Source organism: Komagataeibacter kakiaceti JCM 25156, from assembly GCF_000613305.1.
In genome coordinates this window covers 1-2342 of sequence record NZ_BAIO01000372.1, presented here as the reverse complement: position 1 = coordinate 2342, position 2342 = coordinate 1, and the positions used below count along the sequence as shown (strand labels likewise).

Below are 2342 nucleotides of genomic sequence, written 5' to 3'. Positions count from 1 at the left end.
GAACTGCCGGGCACCGCCGCTTTGGCCGTCGCCTGCTGCGGCAGGGCGCTGGCCAGCAGCGTATTGCGCGATCCGGTTATGCCACGCCCTGTGTCTCCAGCGTGAGTGTCGCCGGTGCGCTATCGCCTCTTCGCCCCCACCAGATGCAGGTGCGCGCGCCGGAAGGACAGTCTGGTTTCCCCATTGGTCAGCAGGCCGCCCTGCCATGTCAGGTCGTAACTGCCCCCCGCGCGCAGCCCGTCCATGACCGGCGCGGCGGCGGAAGCGAAATAGGACGGCTCACACCCCTCGGAATGATGCCCCGTCATGACCGAGAGCAGGACGAGGGAGGCAATATCCTCCATATCCCGCAGGCCTGCGGCCCCATGCCCGTACCGCTGGCCGAAATATCGGTGGCGTGAAAGGTCTGGTTGGTCTTTCCGCCCGCCAGCGCCAGATCATATCCCTGCCCGGACAGGGCGCCGCCGCCATGGGGCTGGCTGCTGTCCGTAACCTGCACCCTTGCACAGGTGGCGGGCAGGGCGGTGGCCTGTGCCGCCCCGATGCAGGACAGGGTGGCGAGAACGGTTGTGATGAATAATTTCTTCATGTGCCTTACACGTTGGCGTGATTATGCCCTTGACGCAATCGGGCATACTACTTCCGTCCCATGATAATCCAGCCCGAGCCCGCTGCCCATGCTGCGCAAGATTGATACTTTCCTGCTCTGCCTGCTGGCTACCGTGGCGCTGGCCACCGTAGCGCCATGCCGGGGGGCGGGGGTTAATCTGTTCAATACCCTCGCCATTGTCATGATCGCGAACATGTTCTTCCTTCAGGGCGCGCGGCTGTCACGTCGCGCGGTGGCGGAAGGGGTCACGAACTGGCGCATCCATCTCGCCATCCTGTCATGCACTTTTGTCATGTTCCCGCTGCTGGGCATGGGCCTGCACCGGCTGCTGCCGGGCATGCTGGACAGCGCCATGTGGACGGGGATTCTGTTCCTGTGCTGCCTGCCGTCCACGGTGCAGTCCTCCATCGCCTTTACCTCCATCGCGCGGGGCAACGTGGCGGCGGCCATCTGTTCGGCCACGCTTTCCAACATACTGGGCATTTTCCTGACCCCCCTGCTGGTGGGGCTCGTGTTCAACCGCCACGCTGGCAGCGGCGGGGGCGGCATCCTGCCCATCGTGCTGCAACTGCTCGTGCCTTTCATCGCCGGGCAGGTCGCGCAGCCATGGATTGGCGGATGGGCCCAGCGACACAGGAAACTGCTGGCCTTTTCCGACCGTGGGTCGATCCTGGTCGTGGTGTACACCGCCTTCAGCGAGGCCGTGACCCAGGGGCTGTGGCACCGCCTGCCACCCGCGCAGATCGGCCGTGTGATGGTGATGGATACAGGCTTACTGGTTCTTGCGCTGGGACTGGCCTGCCTGCTGGCGCGCATAAGCGGCTTCGGGCGCGCTGACCGGATCGCCATACTTTTCTGCGGGTCGAAGAAGTCGCTGGCCTCTGGCGTGCCGATTGCCAGCGTGCTGTTTTCGCCTTCCGATATCGGGCTGATCGTGATGCCGCTCATGATCTACCATCAGGTGCAGCTTTTCGTCTGCGCGACACTGGCCCGGCGCTTCGCCACGCAGGCGCAGGAACCCGAAACCGGCTGAACCCCGGCCATGCCGTTCCGGGCCGGGGCATGTGCCATGCCACAGCCCCCCGGAATTTTGAAACCGTCTTCAGGTCAATCGCCCCTCGCATACCGGGGCGCGGCCCGGTATGTAGACAGGCCGCATGGTGTGCCCAGGGGCATGACAACTGCATGAATGGTGGAGAAAGATGACAGGACTGGATCCGGACAACTGGGATACGCTGCGGGCCCTGGGCCACCAGATGGTGGATGACATGATCGACCGCCTGTCCACCCTGCGCGACCGTCCCGTCTGGCAGCCCATGCCCACGCCCCTGCGTGAGGAACTGCGCACCGGGCTGCCCCACGATCCCACCCCGCCCGCCGAACTGTACGCCCGCTTCCGCAAACTGGTGGAGCCGTATTCCACCGGTAACGTGCATCCCGGTTTCATGGGCTGGGTGCATGGCGGCGGGACGGCGGTGGGCATGCTGTCCGAACTGCTGGCGGGCGGCTGAACGCCAATTGCGGGGGCCGTGACCATGCCCCCATCGAGGTCGAGCGCGAAGTGATCCGCTGGGCGGCCGAGATGTGCGGCTTCCCCACCGGGACATCGGGCCTGCTGGTCACCGGTTCCTCCATGGCGAACATGATCGCCGTCATCACCGCCAGCCGCGCCGTGCCCGACGGCTGAAAATGCGCGCCAGCGGCGTAGGCACGCGCAGGCTGGTGGGATACG

Annotated in this window: 3 protein-coding genes and 1 pseudogene; 2 read left to right on the top strand and 2 right to left on the bottom strand. The window is 65.5% G+C overall.

Translation table 11 applies throughout. The features are described from left to right. Positions 1-119: 119 nt before the first annotated feature. Both JCM25156_RS31315 and JCM25156_RS31310 read right to left on the bottom strand, forming a co-directional pair. Complete coding sequence (locus tag JCM25156_RS31315) at positions 120-344, bottom strand: hypothetical protein (RefSeq protein ID WP_242402664.1); 225 nt, start codon at positions 342-344, stop codon at positions 120-122. Then, entirely contained in the window at positions 305-589 is a 285-nt protein-coding gene (locus JCM25156_RS31310; RefSeq protein WP_025813573.1) for a hypothetical protein, read from the bottom strand. Before JCM25156_RS31310 ends, JCM25156_RS31315 begins: the two co-directional genes overlap by 40 nt. Positions 590-677: 88 nt before the next feature. Between JCM25156_RS31310 and JCM25156_RS13935 the strand changes: the two genes are divergently transcribed. Next, positions 678-1643 carry a bile acid:sodium symporter family protein gene (locus JCM25156_RS13935; RefSeq protein ID WP_025813572.1) on the top strand — a complete coding sequence of 322 codons (966 nt, stop codon included), beginning with the start codon at positions 678-680 and terminating at the stop codon, positions 1641-1643. 169 nt (positions 1644-1812) lie between these two features. After that, positions 1813-2342 (top strand): annotated as a pseudogene (locus tag JCM25156_RS24585) (pyridoxal-dependent decarboxylase); the annotation flags it as partial.

Bases quoted from the DNA above. Each gene is read 5' to 3' on its own strand.
- JCM25156_RS31315 (WP_242402664.1), bottom strand. From the start codon at position 344: ATGGAGGATATTGCCTCCCTCGTCCTGCTCTCGGTCATGACGGGGCAT.
- JCM25156_RS31310 (WP_025813573.1), bottom strand. From the start codon at position 589: ATGAAGAAATTATTCATCACAACCGTTCTCGCCACCCTGTCCTGCATC.
- JCM25156_RS13935 (WP_025813572.1), top strand. From the start codon at position 678: ATGCTGCGCAAGATTGATACTTTCCTGCTCTGCCTGCTGGCTACCGTG.